The 18,491-nt window shown below is 33.2% G+C and carries 12 protein-coding genes; 2 read left to right on the top strand and 10 right to left on the bottom strand.

The features are described 5' to 3' along the window. Window positions 1-23 precede the first annotated feature (23 nt). Window positions 24-2,789 carry a PD-(D/E)XK nuclease family protein gene (locus HM982_RS10585; protein WP_179353139.1) on the top strand — a complete coding sequence of 922 codons (2,766 nt, stop codon included), beginning with the start codon at window positions 24-26 and terminating at the stop codon, window positions 2,787-2,789. After that, entirely contained in the window at window positions 2,789-3,628 is an 840-nt protein-coding gene (locus HM982_RS10590; RefSeq protein WP_179353140.1) for an alpha/beta hydrolase family protein, read from the top strand. Before HM982_RS10585 ends, HM982_RS10590 begins: the two co-directional genes overlap by 1 nt. A gap of 30 nt (window positions 3,629-3,658) precedes the next feature. On the opposite strand, the gene HM982_RS10595 is transcribed toward HM982_RS10590, so the two are convergent. From HM982_RS10595 to manD, 10 genes are all read right to left on the bottom strand, one after another. Further along, the gene (locus tag HM982_RS10595; RefSeq protein WP_218849821.1) at window positions 3,659-4,726 is read right to left on the bottom strand and encodes a polysaccharide lyase family 7 protein; all 1,068 of its coding nucleotides are present in this window, start codon (window positions 4,724-4,726) and stop codon (window positions 3,659-3,661) included. 32 nt (window positions 4,727-4,758) lie between these two features. Continuing rightward, window positions 4,759-5,586 (bottom strand): hypothetical protein, encoded by an 828-nt coding sequence (locus HM982_RS10600; protein ID WP_179353141.1) that lies wholly within the window; start codon window positions 5,584-5,586, stop codon window positions 4,759-4,761. Between the two features lie 13 nt (window positions 5,587-5,599). Then, window positions 5,600-7,357 (bottom strand): sodium:solute symporter family transporter, encoded by a 1,758-nt coding sequence (locus HM982_RS10605; RefSeq protein ID WP_179353142.1) that lies wholly within the window; start codon window positions 7,355-7,357, stop codon window positions 5,600-5,602. A gap of 12 nt (window positions 7,358-7,369) precedes the next feature. Further along, complete coding sequence (locus HM982_RS10610; RefSeq protein WP_179353143.1) at window positions 7,370-8,506, bottom strand: Gfo/Idh/MocA family protein; 1,137 nt, start codon at window positions 8,504-8,506, stop codon at window positions 7,370-7,372. A 752-nt stretch (window positions 8,507-9,258) separates the two neighbouring features. Beyond that, window positions 9,259-10,233: a leucine-rich repeat domain-containing protein gene (locus HM982_RS10615; protein ID WP_179353144.1), complete on the bottom strand. Its 975-nt coding sequence runs from the start codon at window positions 10,231-10,233 to the stop codon at window positions 9,259-9,261. Between the two features lie 387 nt (window positions 10,234-10,620). After that, window positions 10,621-11,373, bottom strand: a complete 753-nt coding sequence (locus HM982_RS10620) for an SDR family NAD(P)-dependent oxidoreductase (protein WP_179353145.1) — start codon at window positions 11,371-11,373, stop codon at window positions 10,621-10,623. 66 nt (window positions 11,374-11,439) lie between these two features. Next, the gene (locus tag HM982_RS10625; RefSeq protein ID WP_179353146.1) at window positions 11,440-12,165 is read right to left on the bottom strand and encodes a FadR/GntR family transcriptional regulator; all 726 of its coding nucleotides are present in this window, start codon (window positions 12,163-12,165) and stop codon (window positions 11,440-11,442) included. A gap of 163 nt (window positions 12,166-12,328) precedes the next feature. Then, window positions 12,329-13,708 (bottom strand): RagB/SusD family nutrient uptake outer membrane protein, encoded by a 1,380-nt coding sequence (locus HM982_RS10630; RefSeq protein WP_179353147.1) that lies wholly within the window; start codon window positions 13,706-13,708, stop codon window positions 12,329-12,331. Window positions 13,709-13,724: 16 nt separating this feature from the next. Then, window positions 13,725-16,784, bottom strand: coding sequence for a SusC/RagA family TonB-linked outer membrane protein (locus HM982_RS10635; RefSeq protein ID WP_179353148.1), 3,060 nt, complete (start codon window positions 16,782-16,784; stop codon window positions 13,725-13,727). Window positions 16,785-17,202: 418 nt separating this feature from the next. After that, complete coding sequence (gene manD / locus HM982_RS10640) at window positions 17,203-18,420, bottom strand: D-mannonate dehydratase ManD (protein ID WP_179353149.1); 1,218 nt, start codon at window positions 18,418-18,420, stop codon at window positions 17,203-17,205. Window positions 18,421-18,491 lie beyond the last annotated feature (71 nt).

Genomic DNA, 18,491 nt, shown 5'->3' on the forward strand with positions numbered 1-18,491 from the left:
GGAGCGTTTTTTATTTTTATAAAATGATAAGTTTTATAAAATCTGTACTCGTAGATCTTCAAAAGAAAGAATTAGATTTCGAAAATCTACATTTCATATTACCTAGCAAGCGTGCTGGTGTATTTCTTAAACATCACCTTTCTACATTATTGCAAGACCAACCTATTTTTGCACCTCAAATACTGAGTATAGAAGAATTTGTAGAAGAGCTATCTGGCTTACAAACCTTACCTAATACCGATTTACTATTTAGGTTATATCAAACTTATAAAGCTCATACTAATGAGAGTGAACAAGAGCCTTTTGATTCCTTCTCAAAATGGGCACAAATCTTATTACAAGACTTTAATGAGATTGATCGCTACCTTATACCAAAAGATCACATATTCGACTACCTAAGTGCCATTAAAGAATTAAATCATTGGTCTTTAGAAACCAACCAAACCGAACTGATTAAAAATCATTTAAAGTTCTGGAAACAGCTTAAATACTACTATATAGCATTTACAGAAAACTTGTTAAAATCAGATCAGGGTTATCAAGGCCTTATCTATAGAAAAGCAGTTGAAAATTTAGAAGTATACAAAAACAATAATTCTACCAAAACACATATTTTTCTTGGGTTTAATGCTTTAAACACGGCAGAATCTCAAATTATTCAAAGCTTACTTAAAAATGAATTAACACATATCTATTGGGATATTGATAAAACTTTTATTGACGACCCTATACATGATGCTGGTTGGTTTACAAGGCAACACAGAAATAAATGGAATTACTTTGAATCAAATACTTTTAATTGGGTTACTTCAAATTACAAGCAAGAAAAAAACATTCAGGTCATAGGGATTCCAAAACTTGTTGGGCAAGCAAAATACATCGGTCAAATATTAGAAGAGTTAACAGAGTCTGAAAACAACCTCTCTAAAATCGCAGTTGTTTTAGGGGAAGAACAACTCTTATTACCTGTACTAAATTCTATTCCCAATACTATAGAAAAGCTTAATGTTACAATGGGCCTACCCTTGCAATACGTCCCTTTAGCATCATTTTTTGAACAGTTAATGGTACTTCATAAAAACAACACAATACAGTATTATTATAAAGATGTCATCAACTTACTATCTCACCCTTCAGCATATCCACTATTCGAAACAGAAGAGACGAATACCGCTGATGAAATCATAGAAATTATACAAAAACAAAACCTTGTATATATCACTCTAGAAACACTCTTAAAACTCAGCAAATCAAATTCTGAAATCATAAATTTAATTTTTAAATCATGGCATAACCAACCAAGTTTAGCATTACAACAAAGTACTGAGCTAATATTTAAAATGAAGGTAAATTATGATAAGAATAAACAAAATCACCATCTCGAGTTAGAGTATCTGTACCGTTTCAACACCCTATTTAATCAGCTAACAGAATTAAATAACAATTACAAATACTTAAATTCAATTACAGCACTTCATGGGGTCTACAAGGAATTATTAAGTTCTGAAACTTTAGATTTTAAAGGTGAACCCTTAGAAGGACTTCAAATTATGGGCATGTTAGAGTCACGTGTTTTAGATTTTGAAACCGTAATTATAAGTTCTGTTAACGAGGGAATTTTACCCTCTGGAAAGACAAATAATTCCTTTATTCCATTTGATGTAAAAATTGAAAATAAGCTCCCAACATTTAAAGAAAAAGATGCTGTTTACACCTACCACTTTTACAGATTATTACAACGCGCTAAAAATGTTTATATATTATATAATACAGAAATTGACGCTTTAAAAGGCGGTGAAAAAAGTAGATTTATTACGCAGTTAGAAGTAGAAGGAATCCATAACATTAAACACAAAATATTAGCACCTGAAGTACCAATTATTGAACAGAGATTAACCGAAATAAACAAAACGCCTTTCGTTGTAGAACAGATAAAAGTACTTTCTAATAAAGGCTATTCACCGTCCTCACTAACCAATTACATTAGAAATCCTATAGACTTTTATTATGAAAAAATTTTAGGCATTAAAGCATTTGAAGAGGTTGAAGAAAATATTGCAGCCAATACCTTAGGGTCTGTTATTCATAATTCCTTAGAGGATTTTTATAAACCTTTGGAAGGTGTTTTTTTAACTGTTGAACATCTTAAAGATTTTAAAAACCGTACTAAGGCAATGGTAACTAAACATTTTGAAGACCTCTATAATAAAGGAGGTTTTTCGAGTGGAAAAAATCTTATCATTTTTGAAATTGCCCAGCGTTATATCCTGAATTTTATTAATTTAGAAATAGAAAGTCTTAAGCAAGGTAATGAGATTGAAATCATTTCTATTGAAGCTGACCAAGCCATACACATTACTATTGAAGGCTTAGAATTCCCCATTAAACTGCATGGAAAAGTTGATCGTGTAGACCGTTTTAATGGCGTAACTAGAGTCATTGATTACAAATCTGGTAAGGTGGAACAAAACAAAGTTGAAATAGTAAATTGGGAGGACATAACCACAGATTACGACAAATACAGCAAACCCTTTCAGATTTTATGCTATGCGTATATGATGCATCAAAATAAGCAAATAGAATTACCGATTGAAGCCGGAATAATTTCATTTAAAAATTTGAATGGCGGCTTTTTAAAGTTCGCAAAAAAAGACAAAGCAGGAGCTTATGCTAAAAAAGACCAATTAATTACAAGTGAAACACTTCAGAATTTCGAAATAGAACTTAAAAAACTGATTACTGAAATCAGTAATCCTGATTTAAAATTCACCGAAAAAGAACTCAACTAATGCAAATCGATAGAAACATCATTTTAGAAAGAAAAAATAAGAAACCTATTCTTATAGATACCTTTTATTCTGAAACTAAAGCGAATCAACCCATACTTATATTTTGTCATGGTTACAAAGGTTTTAAAGATTGGGGTGCCTGGCATCTTATGGCAGAGGCTTTTGCCAAAGCTGGATTATGTTTTATAAAGTTCAACTTTTCGCATAACGGTGGCACTATGGAAAACCCAATAGATTTTCCAGATTTAGAAGCTTTTGGGAACAATAATTACACAAAAGAATTAGATGATTTAGATGCTATTATTACTTGGTCTCAAAATCACTTCAAGAACAATGCTAATATAAACACCAACAAAATTTCATTAATAGGTCATAGTCGTGGCGGTGGTGTGACACTAATTAAAGCTTCTGAAGATACACGAATTATTAAGCTTATAAGTTTAGCAAGTGTTAGTGATTTTGGCGTTAGGTTTGGGTCTGATGCTGAGATAAATGACTGGAAAACCAAAGGCGTAAAATATATTGTAAATGGCAGAACGAAACAACAAATGCCACATTATTATCAGTTTTTTGAAGATTTTAAAGCCAATGAAAATCGATATCATATTGAAACTGCAACCAAACAATTAAACATTCCACATTTAATTATTCAAGGTACTGAAGATGCTGCCGTAAAACTAAGTGAAGCTGAAGCTTTACATCAATGGAATCCTGATAGTCAACTTGAAATTATTGAAGGAGCAGACCATGTTTTTGATACGAGACATCCTTGGAAGAAGAAAGAGCTATCAGAGGAACTCATGACAGTTATAAAACATTGTGTGGAGTTTTTGAAATAAAAAATCAACACGCTAAACCATGAAATAGGACTAATAATCCATATCTAGTTTTGTACCAACTCCTATAGATGCTTCTTTAAACCATACTTCAGTATAACTGCCATTGGCATATTGTTTTGTTATATCTCCATTATACGTCTCAGCGCCTGTACTCCAAACAATATTTTCTTCTGGATCTTTACCGTTGGTTTGATTATAAGCACCTTGCATAAAAGTTTGTAATTCTTCGGCGTATGCCTCCTCTTTTTCAATACCATCACGACCTATCGGAGCATATAATGTAAGTATTTGTTGAGGAATACTTTGTTTATTGGAAAAATCTGATTTTATCAAACTTTTGCTAAATGTTTTGGTATCATGTCCTTCACTGATAAAAGTTAAATGCATCATGCCTCCATATACATTTATTTCATAACTAAATTCTTCACCTAATTTTATACCGTCCTTTGGTTCTTCAGGGAATGAATTTGGGCCTGTTCCAATTACAGACATATCATTACCCCAAACAGCTGTTGAAAAATCCCATCTACCCGAATTATCGCCTTTGGTGTTTATTTCATAATTCCAAAAAACAGAACCTTTTTTATGTCCCGGAAATTTTTTATAAAAAATTTTTAAAGGTTCATTTTCGTGGCCATCTTTACTATGTATTTGTCCTACAACCACAGCATATGACGCGGCTACTCTTGCATCTCCCGAGGTTGAAACATGCATTACTTTTAACTTTCCTGTTAATTTACCACCTTCTTTAGGTGTCCAATACGTTTGGTTTCTTAATTCTGTCCGAGTATTACTAGAAGTCCTAGTGGTAACACCAGAATTAGGTGCTTTAAATACGACCCAATCAGTTTCATCATCACTTGACACATAAAAAAAATTTTTATGTTCAGAATTTTCTAAGTTTTCTAGACGCGTACCATCACCACAAAGCATACTACACCAGCCATCCATAAATGGAATTACATCACTTGGATACTTAACGGTGTCTTTAGCTACAGTTGTCGTTTTTTTAGTTCTATGACCACAATTAATCAGAAATAATGAAATACTTATCAGTAAGAGTGATTTTGACGATAGTTGCATCTTTCTTATTCTCATTATTTCTGATTATTTATGTACATTCAAAAATTTTAATCAAGTAATTCTGTTACAGCTTGATCAATTGACGAATACGCTGTGGACTCTATAAAACCAATAGAAAAAGTTTCAATTGTAGTTAAATGTTTAGTTGTACGCTCTCCATTATTTCTACCAAAACCAAACACAGTCATATCTGGTCTGCTAACATAATTATCGGGTAAATTATCATCCTCGTGATGTAACATAAATAACATCCGTGAGGATTTTTGATCTCCGAAAGCCATCCATTCAGGAGCAGGCAAATCACCTGTAAATGTTTCAGTTATGGGATGTTTTTGGTTATCCATTGAGGCATACCAAAAATCTGTTGTGTCCATTTCTCCTCCAGGTACACCTTCATATTGTACCCAATATTTATACCCATCACTAACTTTAGTCATCGTAAAATCGCAGCGATCCGAATAAAAATCCCATTGGCCTTCCCATTTTTTATTTTCTGATGTAAATATTATGCGAACATGGTCTTCATATTCAATTTCAACTATTGAAGTTGAAGGGTCTGTACCAGCATTCATGGCGTGAAAATAACTTCCATCTTGTCGATGAATTGCATTAGGAAATCCTCTGTACTCTCCCTTATGACCTGATCCTTTTTCATTGTGAAAGCCAATCCAATCTACACCATCTTTATCAATCATACTCGACAAGCCACCGCCTTCTTTTTCTAGATAATATATAGCTGAAGGGGTACTTACTATATAAGCAGACCCACCTCCAGCAGTTTCATCTATGCCATGTGTAAGTGTTACTTTTTGTTCTGAACAAGAGCAAAACCATAATTGAATTAAAACTAGTAAAATCAATTTTTTCACATTCATAATTTTATAGTTATTATTTGGTTGTAGACACGTTGACTTTGGCACTTCTTCTCAATAAAAAGCCAATAGTGAAAATGATTATTGAACAGACTAAAAACAAGATTCTACCCCAAACAGGATTTGGAATTAGAGTCATAAGCAAAATACCCGCACTCATAGTCATAACCATATTACCTAATTTTCTTCGTTGTTGACTATCAACTTCATCTTGTAGATTATCGGCAATAACTGGAGTTACTAAATCTTCAAAGAAACGATCAGTTTCAAGTTTGTGATTATCCTTGGCTTCGTTGTAAAATAATGAAGTTGCCCAGAAAAATCCTCCTGTAATAAATACATGACCAGCAATGGTTAGAATAATATTCATATCCACAATTTCACGACCTGTAAGAGAGTCTATACCAAACCAAGACACAAAAACATCTGGAGTAATAACATTATCTATCATCCAAGACACACCTAAACCTAAAGCAATAGTAGCCCAAGGTGCCCATTTTGGAGTTTTTTTCACTACAATTCCCACTACTAATGGCACCATCATTGGTAACTGTACCATCGTTGAAACGCGCATCATAAGCTCATATAAACTCAGTTCTTTAAGTGTTGCGAAATAAAACGCAACGGCGATTACTCCCATTCCGCTAATAAAACTCACTAATTGACTAATTCTCAATAATTTTTTATCATCTTTTTCTTTACTTCTTTTAGCTAAAAAAGGCTGATAGATACTTCTGATAAAGATTCCTGCGTTTTTATTTAATGCAGAATCCATTGAAGACATGGAAGCAGCAAAAAGGCCAGCCATTAGTAACCCTACAGTTCCTATTGGCATTGCATTACGTGCAAATACTAAATATACTGCATCTGCAGCCTTGTTTCCTAATTGCGCATAGTCTGCTGTAGCATCCGGGTATAAAGTCGCAGCTGCCCATGGTGGGATAAACCAAATTATAGTACCTACGCCCATTAACACCATAGCTAATAAAGCCGCTTTACGCGCATTAAAAGTATCTTTTGCCCCAAGAAATCGAAATGAATCATGAAGATTCATCATGGTTATGATTTGTTTCGGTAAAAAGAAAATAAAAGTTCCAATTAGTATTAAGGGGTAATTCATATCTGGACCAACTAGGAAACCACCTGGGAAGTTTTCAACTAAATTTACAGGACCATCAACCATCACCAATGCAACTATTGCAGTAGCTATAGAAACTACAGCCACTACCAAAGTTTGAACAAAATCTGAGGCAACAACACCCCATGCACCAGATAGTACGGATACAAAAACAACCGTCAATCCGATTCCTATAATGGTTGTAAAGATATCGGCATCAAAAACGGCGCTAGTAAAAACACCTAAAGCGTTTAACCAAACTCCTGCATTTATAAATGAAAATATGATTAACGCCCATGAAAAAAACAACTCATTTTCCGAACCAAATCTTCTTTTTATTGCTTCTGTAGGAGTATCTACCCTCATTTGTCTAAACCGCTGCGCAAAGAATAAATAACCACAATAGAAAGCAAAAGTGTTACCTATATAAACCGCACAAATGGCAAACCCATCATTGAAAGCTTTACCTGCAGCTCCTGTAAAAGTTACAGCTGAAAATTGTGCCATAAAAGCAGTTGAACCTACCATCCACCACAACATTCGTCCTCCTCCACGAAAATAATCGCTCGTAGATTTACTTGCCATTCTTGAAAATATAACACCTATAGCGAGAATTAGTACAAAGTAGAGTGCAATTACAATATAATCGTAAAACATAGTTTTGATATTTTATTGCAGATGACTTACATCTGTCCAGTTATTATTCTCTCTAATTAAATCGATAAGTTGTTGGTAAAGACTACCCTCTTTAAAAGACTGGTAATACGCTACTTTTTCACCTTTAATATCATTTACAAATTCTCTTACTAAATAATGCCAGTTACGCTCAGTATCGCCATCTACCTTTGGTTGATTATCAACAATATCTTGAGGTAAGTCTAACGTTTTCCAAGTTTTATTATCCCATACATAAAGTGGTCCCATACCATAATGTCCTTCAATGAAAATGGCCCCTTTAGTACCATAAAAAACTATATGATTCTCGTGAAACTTTGGATTAAGTCCTCCATGTTTAAATAACACAGAAACAGGTTTAGAAGCTATTGGACTTTCCAACTGTGCTAAAACCGTATATGACCATTCTACATTACTTTCTCCCCATTTAAGAGATGGGTCGTTAAGATCTTTTGGTATAAAGTCTCTTCGTGTTTTAAAATTATGAACACCTTCAACAATAGGCGCTTTTCCTAAGTCATCTCTTACTTCTCCTATAATTGATAGTATCTTCTCACCGATAACAGAGGTAACAATTGACATCATGTGGGTAAAGTTATTGTTGAGTCTACCACCACCATCTTCTTTTCTATGTGACCACCCGAAAGGGATATCTCGTTCTAAGTTAAAGTGAGACATACACTCTACTTCCGTAGGCTCACCAATTTCACCATTAGCAACAAGTCGTTTGGCATGTTGAATGTGTGGCATATACCGAAAGCTAGATGCAAATGCTGTTTTTAAATTTTTATCTTGGGCTAGTTTATATAGTTCTAAAGCTGTTTCTCCTTCAGCTGTTAATGGCTTATCACTAAATACATGACACCCAAATGCTATAGCTTGTTTTATAGGTTCATAATGAGCTCCCCCAGGTGTTGCTATAGTTACAATATCTGGTTTGCAATCTTCTAATGCTTGTTGCCAATCTGTTCCAAAATAAGGAATCCCTTTTTTCTTAGCTACTTCACTTACAACACTTGGTGTTCTTCCTACTATACCTACTATGTCTGCACCTGCAGCTCGAAATGCATCCGCGTGGCCTTGACCTGCAAATCCAGTTCCAGAAACTAATACTTTTAATTTGTTATTCATTTTAGACTGTTTTAATATGGGTTTGTTTAATTAGTTTATTTGTGGGGCTTTATTATTTTATTTCAGCGGTTTTATAAAAGTCTTTAAGAAGCATTGACTAACTTAAACTCGGCAAAAAAACTACCAAATGTCGGATTAGAAATTGCATTCTATTTCAATGTGAAAGCAAAAGACAACTGTTATAAAATAGCAGCTTAAGATTATTTAATTTTATTAAAAATAAATCAACAAAAAACTGGTGCGCCACATTGGTGTACCAAAAATAAGGATTTTTTTTGGATTTCCATAGTAAGATATCGACTTACTATGGCATTTATAATATACAACTGAACATCAGTGTTTTAATTACGTGTTACAGTTTAAAAGAAGCTCTATACTGATAAAAAACCATTTAAATTCAGGAAGGAATTAAAAGACACGTATATGCTTTCTAGATTTTTTTAAACTTACATCTCACATTTAGTACTAAAGTCATTATAAGTTTATTTACTTATATAAGTAGACACTTTTATTTATAAAAATTTGTGAAATTTAATATAAGAAGTGGAGGTCTAAGATACATTGATGGTACTAGAGAAATCAATAGATTTTTGTAGTATTCAAATACTGTTTGTAAGATATTATTGGAATGGTAAAACTGATTTATCAGAATTAATTAAATTCCAAAATTTTAGAAAAAAGTTACTAGCAAACAATCCTTAAAAAGGAAAAAATTTCTTTTAATTAAAAAAAATTCTGTTAATAATGACACTTTAATCTTGGATAATAGCTTTATAACTATAACCAAAATCCTCAGGTAGAACAACATAATCTGTACCTAAAGCAATTCCATTACTAGCTTCCCATTGCAATGAATTTCCAGTAGAAGAAACCTTTGGTAAAACAAAATTAGATAAATCATCATTTACACTAAAAGCCTTTTCGCCTACAGAAGTTAAACCAGCAGGAAAATCTACTTGAGTAATTCGATTAGCAAGAAAAGCACTATCTCCGATAGATGTAAGTGATTCAGGAAAATTTACGCTAGTGATGCGATTATCTCTAAAGGCACTGTCCTCTATAGTTGTAATTCCTTCGTGAAAATCCATATGAGTTAGAAAGTTAACATTAAAAGCCATTTCCTCAATGGTTGTAATCCCAGCAGGAAAATCAACACTTATAAGCCGGTTGTTCTGAAAAGAAAAACTCCCTAAAGAAGTAAGTCCGGCTGGCAAATCTACATTGATTAAACTATTATCTCTAAAAGCACCATGCCCAATAGACGTTAGCCCTTTAGGTAAATCGACACTGATAATGTTATTTGACTCAAAAACACTTTTATTAAGAGAGGTAAGCCCTTTTGGCAAAGTTACGCTAGTAATGCGATTGTTCTGAAAAGCACTATCTCCAATAACCATTAGTCCATCCGGAAAATCTATACTAGTTAGACGATTATTTTTAAAAGCACTGGATCCAATGCTTTTAAGCGCTGCAGGCAAAACAACACTGCTTAGGTTTTTACCTTTAAAAGCATCTTCACCAATTTCGGTAATAACTTGCCCTTTAAGCTTTTTTGAAATAATAATATCGGGTTGAAAATTATCACCATCACTGTTTGTAAGTGTTGAGGATGTAATAACCCCATTTTCTACCGTTACATCATTAGCTGTAAGTGTGTATGGTGTTTGCGACTGCCCCATTAGGACGAATGCAAACAAAACGATTGTACTTAATATAATTCTACTCATAATATTTATTAGTTTAAAATTTTTAAACCAGGCTATTTTTAAATGATTTCAACTCAAAAATTTTACATTTTTTTGTTTAAAAATTAGATGTGAAGTACTAAAACACTTCATACAAACTAACATTGAATATCTAATCATTTTTAAATTAAATTATTCAATTCAAACGAGTAGCCTGAACTATGTATCAACTAGAAACATTTTAGACAGCATCTATATTGTCTACGATTCCGCACCTAAATTCCCTACAGCACGACATTATACGCCATTATTGTTCTGAATAACAATCAATTAAAATTAATTATGTTTCTTTGTCTTAATCAAAAACACCTTTTAAAGATTAATTTAAGGTTGATTTTTTTAATTTAATGTATGGCTATAAATTGGCTATTAACTAAAAGCTAAACCTCCATTAATATCTACATTATTACCAGTAATAAATGAGGCTTCATCACTAGCTAAATACGCTACTAAATCAGCAACTTCTTCAGCAGAACCTTCTCTTCGTAATGGTGTACCATTGGCAACATTTTTACGCACTTCATCCTTTGTAAAATCATCATGGAATTTTGTTGCAATCATTCCAGGACAAACAGCATTAATTCTAATTCCTTGTGGTCCTAATTCTTTAGCCCAGTTTCTTGTTAATGTCATCACGGCACCTTTAGATGCTGCATATATTACAGAACCTGCACCACCACCATCTCGACCAGCTTGAGAAGCAAAATTCACTATTGAAGCGCCTTTCTCCATCAAAGGTTTAAAAGCCTGTGTTACAAATACGGTGCCTTTAAAGTTTACATCCATTACCAAGTTATAGAATTTTTCATCTAATTCTTCGACTGTTTTTCTGGCAAACAAACCTCCGGCAACATTCACCAAAACATCAACTTTTTCTCCATATGCCTCTTTAGTTTTAGCAACCATATTATTGATGTCTTCTTGCTTAGTTACATCACCGTAAACAGCAATTGCTTCTCCACCAACAGCATTAATGGCTTCCATAGTTGCATCTCTGTCTGCTTCACTATCAAAATAATTCATAACAACTTTAGCACCTTCTTTAGCTAATTTTACACATACTGCACGACCTATATCGCGACCACCGCCTGTTACAACGGCTACTTTACCTTTTAAATTCATTTTATTTTCAATTTTATTAATATTTATTTTTATATAAATTCTGAATGTAAATATTAATGTTAAACTTTATTCTTCATTTTCTTTGTAATTATCACAGTATTGAAACAACTTATTAAAATGTTTTCTCATTGTTTCTTCTGCTAGTTGCGGATCTTGAATTTCAATTGCTTTATAGATTTCTTCATGTTCTTTAATTCTTAACGCATCTAAATGATTATAATCTGTATGATATTTTTTAAAATCAACAATTATTTGAGGTGTAATGGCTATCATAATTTGATTTATAGTAACATTACCACTTGCCCTTGCAATTGCTAAATGAAACAATAAATCTTCTTGAACAGCATCTTCTCCTTTTAATAATTTAGAGTTATGAGCATCTAAAGTTCTTTTTATCTTTTCTAAATCTTCTTCGGTACGAATTTCTGCTGCCAGCTTTACGGCCTTTAATTCTAACAAAATTCTGGTTTCTACTAAAGATTTAAAATTTGGTAAACCAAGGCTTAAAATATCATCAATCATCCCATTCATTGCTATTTGACCAATATTTGCAAGGAATGTTCCACTTTGTGGCATCGATCTTAATATGCCATAAGACTCTAGTTTAAGAATTGCAGTTCTAATACTTCTTCTACTGACACCAAAATTTTCTGCCAATATTCTTTCAGGAGGTAATTTATCTCCTGGCTGCAAATGCTTCTCGATTATTAAATCTCGTATTTGAGAAATTAACTTACTGACACGTGCTGTTATCTTCTGATTTTCGTTTTTAGAAAGTATATCTAAGTTCATATTATTTAAAATAAATTGGTGCACCAATATGGAACAGTAAAAATATCAAATAAGTTCTAGCTGCAAAAACATACAATCTTTAATAAATGTTAAAAGTTCACCCGACCCATTGCACATCGGGTCGGATAACCTTTTAACTCATTTAACAAATAAAAACATCTTCTTAATATCCTGAATTTTGGGTGATTACACCTTGACTAACATCAATTTCTCTTTGAGGTATAGGTAATAATAAATCATCTTCAGTAACTGGAACTCCTAAATGGTTAGACATTACAGAAACAAGGTTTCCATAGCGTTGTAAATCAAACCATCTATGCCCTTCAAAGGCAAGTTCAAATCTTCGTTCGTCTCTAATGGCTTGTTCAAGTTCTGATGCATTTGCAAAATCACTTAACACATAAGGCGCTAAATCTTCTCTTGCATGAACTTTATTTAGCTCATCAATTGCAGGCTGCATATTAGCATCACCATTTTCTTCATTTAATATTTCAGCATACATTAAAATAATATCTGCTAACCTTAATACGACCCAGTCGTTATCTCCCTCGTATTCAACAGCGTAATCAGGATCATATTTAATCGTTCTATTTTCTACTCCAATAACTGCTAAAGTAGCATCATGTCTATCACCTGCAGGAGAAAGATCCATATGTTCTTGAGTTGGGACATAACCTGTTCCGTCTATTAACAAATGATAAGAGAACCCATTTCCTTCTCCGTTTGATGCAGACTTATAACCTACCGAAAATAAAATTTCATTGTTACTTTCATTGGTAACGGAGAATACATCTATAACCGTTGGCTCTAATGTATAACCAGCACTTAAAATTTCTTCTAAAAGACTTTTGGCTGAAGAATTATTTCCTAATGTTAAATACACTTTTGCTAATATACCTTTGGCAGCACCTGAGGTAGCTCTACCTACCTCATTAGTTTCTGGCAATAAGCTTATAGCATCAGATAAATCTGCAATAATTTGATCATAAATTATTGAAGTCGATTGTCTTGTTAAATCTGGAAGATTTTCGGTAGAAAGTGTTGCTGTAGTTGTTAATGGGACGTCACCAAACAACCTTACTAAATTAAAATACGTTAAAGCTCTAACAAATTTTCCCTCCCCTTCAAATTTATTTCTTGTGCCTTCGTCGTTGATTACATCTAAATTAGCAATTAGATTATTGGTTCTTGAAATAGTGAGGTAACAATTCTGCCAAAAATCTAGAGTAATATCACTTGTTGGTAACATATTTAAATTTTCCGCTCTTCCCCATTCGCCTTCTGATAATAGAATAGTCAAATCATCACTTCTTACATCAGTTAAACTCCATAAACCACCGGGTGCAGATTGTCTTGAATAACTATGTTGTAAACCGTCGTAAACTCCTGAAACTATAGTTTCAATTTCAGCTTCGTTAGTATAAAAACCATCGTTTGGCACTTGCGACTCTGGAAGCAAATCTAAATCAGAGCAACTTAACACACTAAATATGGCAAGTAAAACGCCCCATCTTCTTATTGTTTTTTTATATATTTTTTTCATAAGTATAAAATTTTAATTAAAACTTAGCATTAATTCCTATTGCAATAGTTCGCTGAACCGGATGTGCTCCCCTTTGGTATCCTGATACTAGTGGATTATCCGAATAAGTGCCCGCAAACGTTGTAGCTTCTGTAGAAGCCTCAGGATTAAAACCTGTATAACTTTTTCCTGTAATAAATATTAAATTAGATCCTGTTAAGTAAAATCTCATACTAGATAAGCCTATTTTATCATTAAACTCCGAAGGAAGCGTATATCCTACCGTCATGTTTCTTAAACTAAAATATGAAGCATCTTGAACGTTTGCATCAGAATTTGAACGTATAACCAATCTATCTTTATCTGCTTGAGGTAAGTCAAACCCGTCTACACTTTCATTGGCATATTGGGAATTTTCATAATAAGAATCTATATTAAAGACTTCTGCACCATGTGAACCTTGAAAAGTTACTGCAAAATCGAAATTTTTATATTCTAAGTTATTTGTTAATCCCCAAGTAAAATCTGGATATGGACTCCCCAAAACTGTTTTATCATTTTCATCTATAACCCCATCTCCATTTAAGTCTTTTGCATAAACAAAGTCTGTACTTGCATTAACAGGCCAGGTTGTATTATGAGAACCGTAAGGCACCTCGCCATCTGATACATATCCGTAAAATTGAACTAGTGGACTACCGACTTCTGCTAAAAACTCGTTTGGTCTTTTAGGTTCTGGTACAGTTATAAGACGTTGTGTGCCTCCAAAATCTACCAACTCATTTCTATATCGAGATATGTTGAAGCCTGTACTCCAAGATAATTCTCCTGTGGTATTAATGGTACTAAGGTTTAATTCAAAACCTTTATTTTCTACTTTACCTTGGTTATCTAAAAAGTATTCAAAACCACTAACATAAGAAAGGGGCACCTCTAACAAAAGATCTTCTGTAGATGTTTTAAACATGTCAAATTCTAATTGAATTCTACTGTTAAACAAGCCTACATCTAAGCCCAAATTAAGTTCTTGTGTCTTCTCCCAACTAAGATTAGGATTAGAAACATTGGTTGGAGCAAATCCTGTAGTTGCTGCTCCTCCAAGTATACTATTATTAATCCCCAATAATCCTATATGGCTATAATCTCCAATTGTATTGTTACCAGTAGTACCTATACTCGCTCTTAATTTAAGATTATTTACAACGTCAGAAGAATTAAGAAAGCTTTCTTCTGAAATTCTCCATCCGAATGATGCCGATGGGAAAAAACCGTATTGGTTATTTGCACCAAATCTTGAACTTCCATCCCACCTAGAACTAACTGAAAATAAGTACTTATTATTTAAATCATAATTAATTCTGAAAAAAGCGGAATTCAAAGCACTTTTACTTCTCGTTGAAGTGCCTCCAGATAAAAGCCCGCCATTTACTGTATGAATATAATCTATCACAAAATTATTCGCTGCTACACTCGAATTTGTAACACTTGTAACCTGTGTTGAAACACCTGCTACAACATTTAATTGGTGTATGTCATTAATTGTTTTATTATAAGTTAAAACATTCTCATTTAACCAATCAATAATTTTAGTGGTGTTATAATGTGCAAGAGTTACGTCTGCGCCTTCTCTACTTACGATAGATGACAAATAACGTTGGTCTTCTAATTGATCCATATAACCTCCAAAACTAGTTTTTAAAGAAAGTTCATCCGAAAAATTAATTTTTAAATAAGCGTTAGCAAAGCCTTCAATCCTATTAATGGTATACCACTCTCCTTCTAACATTGCAATAGGGTTATAATCACTCTGCTCTCTAAGTCGAATTCCTGTATAATTTGGATTTCTTCCTATATCAAAATCATTTTCATGTGCGTATTCTCCAATCTCTTTTCCTGTAATGGCGGCAGTTGCAGCATTGTGATACACTGGAACCCATGGAGCTGTTCTAAATAACTGATGATTTTCTCTATTAACTTTTCTAGTCTCACTATAGGTAGGATTAATATTTATACCCAGTTCTAACCAATCGTTAGCTTTAACATCTACATTGGCTCTGAAACTATATTTAGTATAATCATTTGTAAGCATTATCCCTTCTTCATCTGTATAGTTAGCAGAGAAAAAATAATTAACATTTTCTGTTCCACCAGAAGCACTTAGCTGATGATTCATTATGTAACCTGTTCTGTAAATTTCATCGTACCAGTTAGTATTAGTTCCAAAGCTTTCTGCTAAATTAATTTCATCTAAGTCAGTACCACCCTGAGAAATAACATAATCTTTCCATTCTCCAATAGTTGGAAATTTATTTAGACTAGAGCTTATAGGGTTTTTGTCTAAGTTATCTCGAATCCCATTTTTAAACCCTCCATAAACATTATACTCTACCGTAACCTTACCCCTTTTACCTTTTTTAGTGGTAATAAGAATAACTCCCGATCCTGCTCTAGATCCATAAATGGAAGCAGAAGCAGCATCTTTAAGTACATTTATAGATTCTACATCTTGCATATTAACACTAGATAAATCGCCTTGAATTGGATATCCATCAACAACAATTAATGGTGAGTTTGATGCAGATATTGAAGACATCCCTCTGATCTGAATCTGAGCAGATTCTCCAGAATTACCACTATTTGTTTTAATGTTTACACCTGCCAACTGCCCTTGAAGTGCCTGACCTGCAGTTGCGGTAGCGACTTTAGATACTTTGTCTCCACTTACTTGAGAAACGGCTCCGATAGCATGAGATTTTTTCATAGCTCCATAACCAATTACTACGACCTCCTCTAATACTGCGGTATCTTCAACAAGCGTAATATTTAATTCTTTTTGATCACTTACTGTAAGTGTTTGTGTTTTAAACCCTACATAAGAAATGCTCAAAACATCACCTTGGGTAACTTCGAGATTAAATTCACCATTAAAATCGGTTACAGTCCCTTTTGAAGAATCTACTATAACAATACTTGCTCCTGGAATTGGCATCGCTGACACATCATAAACAGTACCTGATATTTGATAACTTTGTTGTGCTATTAATGTAAAGCTACATAGTAATAACACAAATATTGTTAGTTTTATTTTTAAATTCATTTGTGGTTTATTTAGTTAAATTAATTAATCATCAATACAGAATATATATTGACATAAAAGATGACTAACACTTTATTTTACTATACTTTCATCTCAGAATTTCAACTCTATTTCTAAAATTAAAAAGTGATTTAGGTATAGCATCACAAGTTTATTTTACTTCGATTTCATAAGAAGTAACCCAGAAATTATAGTTGCATAAGAACCTAACTTCATTTTAGATTTTAGTTTCATATATAAATTATTTTGGTTTGTATAAAATGTAGCAATGTCCTGCCCACAACATTTTAGTGCACTAAATGTGTAGAAAAATTAAAGAATTGACTGTACAGTAAAACAATTACATCTACAAGTAAATCAAATATTTAACTCAGGTAATTACTATAAATTAAAAATTAATAACACTACGAATAATTATTTACCAGCTCCATAGTGTACCATCTTCTAATCTACTAACTGGTAAGTAAGATCTGTTGTAAGGGTATTTTTTAGAGGCTTCTTCATCAAAATCAACTCCAAGTCCTGGTGTATCATCAATGTAGATTTCTCCTTCTTTTAGTTTTGCTTTATATTTAAACACCTCATTTAATTCTGGTGTTCCAAATCCGATAAATTCTTGTACACCAAAGTTTGGGGCCCAAAGATCCAAGTGCATGTGTGCCATAAAACAAACAGGCGAAAGATCTGGTGCGCCATGTGGTGCCATTCTCACATGATATAGTGCTGCAAAATCTGCTAATTTTTTCAATGGGCTTATTCCCCCTCCGTGAGTTGCAGCTGTTCTAACAAAATCGATGTATTGATTTTCAATTAAAGGTTTTGCATCCCAAATTGTATTAAATTTTTCGCCTAATGCAATTGGGGTCGTCGTGTGATTTCTTATAATTTTATAGCCTTCAGGATTTTCATAAGTAGTGGTGTCCTCCATAAACTTTAAACGGTATGGCTCTAACATTTTTCCTAACTGTGCCGCTTCAATAGGTGTTAACCTACTATGGATATCATGACACAATTCAATATTATAGCCAAATCTTTCCCTAGCCGTTTTAAATAATTCTGGAATAAAGTTTAAATATTTTGTTGTAGACCAAACTTGTTCTGGAGGTAAAGGTCTATCACCTTGTAATTCATAATAATTTTTTTTGCCTTCTAGTGTGCCATAAGTTCCTGCCAAATTAGGAATAGAACATTGTAATCTTACAGCCTTATACCCTTCATTAATAGCGACCTCTAAGTTATTTATAACCTCTTCTATTGTCGCTCCATTTACGTGGGCATAAACGGTTACAGCTCTTCTACTTTTTCCGCCTAACAATTGGTAAACAGGTAAACCTGCAACTTTACCTTTAATATCCCAAAGCGCCATATCAATGGCTCCAATGGCTGCCATACTGATTGCTCCATTTTGCCAATAGGCTCCCTTAGCTAAATATTGCCAAATATCTTCTATTTGATGTGGATCTCTACCAATTAAACATGGTATGACATGCGCTTCTAAGTAAGCAACAACTGCCAACTCTCTTCCATTTACAGTTGCATCTCCCAAACCATAGACACCTTGATCTGTGAAAATTTTTACGGTTACAAAATTGCGCCCGGGAGAACATACGTAAACTTTTATATCTTTAATTTTCATATTAATGCTTTTAATTTTTTATACTCTTTCAGATCTACTTAACAAACAATATCATCTCAACATTGAAATCA

Source organism: Winogradskyella vidalii, from assembly GCF_013403955.1.
GTDB lineage: Bacteria > Bacteroidota > Bacteroidia > Flavobacteriales > Flavobacteriaceae > Winogradskyella > Winogradskyella vidalii.

Excerpts from the sequence above, each read along its gene's own strand:
- HM982_RS10630 (WP_179353147.1), bottom strand. The coding sequence starts at position 13,708 with ATGAAAAAAATATATAAAAAAACAATAAGAAGATGGGGCGTTTTACTT.
- HM982_RS10635 (WP_179353148.1), bottom strand. The coding sequence starts at position 16,784 with ATGAATTTAAAAATAAAACTAACAATATTTGTGTTATTACTATGTAGC.
- manD (WP_179353149.1), bottom strand. The coding sequence starts at position 18,420 with ATGAAAATTAAAGATATAAAAGTTTACGTATGTTCTCCCGGGCGCAAT.
- HM982_RS10585 (WP_179353139.1), top strand. The coding sequence starts at position 24 with ATGATAAGTTTTATAAAATCTGTACTCGTAGATCTTCAAAAGAAAGAA.
- HM982_RS10595 (WP_218849821.1), bottom strand. The coding sequence starts at position 4,726 with ATGAGAATAAGAAAGATGCAACTATCGTCAAAATCACTCTTACTGATA.
- HM982_RS10620 (WP_179353145.1), bottom strand. The coding sequence starts at position 11,373 with ATGAATTTAAAAGGTAAAGTAGCCGTTGTAACAGGCGGTGGTCGCGAT.
- HM982_RS10625 (WP_179353146.1), bottom strand. The coding sequence starts at position 12,165 with ATGAACTTAGATATACTTTCTAAAAACGAAAATCAGAAGATAACAGCA.
- HM982_RS10605 (WP_179353142.1), bottom strand. The coding sequence starts at position 7,357 with ATGTTTTACGATTATATTGTAATTGCACTCTACTTTGTACTAATTCTC.
- HM982_RS10590 (WP_179353140.1), top strand. The coding sequence starts at position 2,789 with ATGCAAATCGATAGAAACATCATTTTAGAAAGAAAAAATAAGAAACCT.
- HM982_RS10600 (WP_179353141.1), bottom strand. The coding sequence starts at position 5,586 with ATGAATGTGAAAAAATTGATTTTACTAGTTTTAATTCAATTATGGTTT.
- HM982_RS10610 (WP_179353143.1), bottom strand. The coding sequence starts at position 8,506 with ATGAATAACAAATTAAAAGTATTAGTTTCTGGAACTGGATTTGCAGGT.
- HM982_RS10615 (WP_179353144.1), bottom strand. The coding sequence starts at position 10,233 with ATGAGTAGAATTATATTAAGTACAATCGTTTTGTTTGCATTCGTCCTA.